General features: G+C 43.4%; 3 protein-coding genes. 1 reads left to right on the top strand and 2 read right to left on the bottom strand.

Annotated elements, in window-relative coordinates:
• Both SPADD19_RS02545 and SPADD19_RS02550 read right to left on the bottom strand, forming a co-directional pair.
• A partial coding sequence (locus SPADD19_RS02545; protein WP_128861560.1) for a LacI family DNA-binding transcriptional regulator occupies positions 1-526 on the bottom strand: 526 nt, incomplete at its 3' end.
• A gap of 67 nt (positions 527-593) precedes the next feature.
• Complete coding sequence (locus SPADD19_RS02550; RefSeq protein ID WP_049515077.1) at positions 594-1,427, bottom strand: AraC family transcriptional regulator; 834 nt, start codon at positions 1,425-1,427, stop codon at positions 594-596.
• 160 nt (positions 1,428-1,587) lie between these two features.
• Between SPADD19_RS02550 and SPADD19_RS12485 the strand changes: the two genes are divergently transcribed.
• Positions 1,588-1,967 (top strand): glycoside hydrolase family 36 N-terminal domain-containing protein (locus tag SPADD19_RS12485; RefSeq protein WP_277619457.1); only part of this gene is annotated, 380 nt, incomplete at its 3' end.

Raw genomic sequence — 1,967 nt, forward strand, 5'->3', positions numbered from 1 at the left:
CCTTGTGATGATGCTCAAGGAAATGCTCGAGAGCGGTGATAACAGAATCTTCTAAATCTGTCGTCACGCAAGAATGCCCTAGATAGAGGGTATTGCTATCGACAAAGATCAGGGGTTTGCCGTAGCTTTCTAGATCTTGAATGGTCTTTGGACTGAATTTTCCAAGAGCAATAATGCCGTCTGCCTCCTGAATCAAAGACCAATCGTCCTTGTTAAAGATACGAAAGATCTCATAGCCTAATTCCTGGGCTTGTTTCTCCAAGCCCATGCGAATGGCATAGTAGTAGAGGTCCTCTAATTCTTCTTCGCGCGTGTACCATTCAAAGATGACGATTTTATGAGAATCTTCGACTGGTTGAGGCGCTGTTTTGCGGCTTTTCTTTTGGTAATGCAGGTCCTCAGCGATGCGAAGAATCCGACTGCGCGTGTCTTCACCAACCGATAAGGTCACATCTTGGTTGAGGACGCGAGAGACCGTTGCCTGAGAAACGCCTGCTTTTTCTGCAATGTCTTTAATCGTTGCCATAGTTCATCCTTTATTGCTTACTAGTTCCAGTATACTCTAAATACTAGTAAAAAGAAATAAATATTTACTAAATTTTATGTTTGCTGCGATATTGGCTAGGAGTCAGGTGGCTATAGGCCTTAAAGGCCTTTGAAAAATAGAGGGGATCTGAAAAGCCAACCGAGTAAGCCACGATCTTGATGCTTTCGTCTGTATTGGTCAGTAACTGCTGAGCACGTTGCATGCGGACCGAGTGCAAGAATTCCTTGGGAGAGATCTGGTGAAACTCCTTAAAAACAGTTGTTAGGTAGGAGCGATGGACATTGAGGTCATCAGCGATCTCTTGAATACTGAGATGTTCTTTAGCGTAATGCGTCTCAATCACATGCTTGCAAGTCAGGTAGAGTTGATAGGTTGGAGATGGGTGGCTCCGATGGATATCGGGTGCCACTTCACTGATAAGAAATAGCAGTTCATAGATCTGAGAGAGAAGGTGGAGTTGGTAGTGCGAGGTCATCTTAGAGTCCTCTGCCTTGTGGACAAGCTGCTCCATAAACAGCCCGATCCGCTCTGTGTCCACCTCTGTTTTCTTTAGAAAACCTTTGGCATGTATGGTTGAAAAGCGCATGAAATCACTCACCTTGGTGCCACTAATCCCAATCCAGTAGTAGGACCAAGGATCTTCCGCGTCTGCCTGGTAGTAGGTCACCATATTTTTAGGGAGAAGGAAGAGATCCCCGGCTTCTAAATGGATTTCATTTTTATTGATGTGAAAGACACCTTTTCCCTTGGTGATAAAATGCAGAACAAAATTGTCTCGAAAGCTAGGACCAATTTCATAATTCTTGGGGCAATCTTCGTAGCCGTAAAAATCAAGGGCTATATCAATGGTGTCAGTTTGGTATTCTGAAAAGACTAACATAGGTAAACCTCCTACCTAACATTTTACCATATAAGCCCAACAAAATTCCATTTTCGGAAGCGTTTACAACGTTTAAAATAAAGACATGTGAAAAAAGAAAAATATTGGAACTGAATATAAAAATACATAGTGATATTTTTAGGGTCCAATGGAGGAAGATATGGTAATTCGTATCGAACAAAATTTGTTCTATGTAGAAAGTAAGGGACTGAGCCTCATCCTTGAAAATCGAGATGGCTACCTGATGCTCAAGCATCTGGGACGTCCGATCCCGTCTTATCATTTTTCCAATACCGTGCATGAAAAAGATCATGCGTTCTCTGGGAATCCAACACCTGACAATCGAACCTTTAGTCTAGATACCCAGCGACAGGTCTTGGGACAGCACGGACTAGGAGATTTTCGAAAACCGTCGATCAAGATTCAACACGGTGTTACTGAGGTGACGGATTTCCTTTATGTCGGAGCCAACATCTATTCTGGTAGTGTCCAGGCGACCGGTCTTCCGAACCCTCACTCAGTAGATCAGGCTGAAACCTT

This window comes from Streptococcus parasanguinis, assembly GCF_001578955.1.
GTDB lineage: Bacteria > Bacillota > Bacilli > Lactobacillales > Streptococcaceae > Streptococcus > Streptococcus parasanguinis_U.

Excerpts from the sequence above, each read along its gene's own strand:
- SPADD19_RS02550 (WP_049515077.1), bottom strand. The coding sequence starts at position 1,427 with ATGTTAGTCTTTTCAGAATACCAAACTGACACCATTGATATAGCCCTT.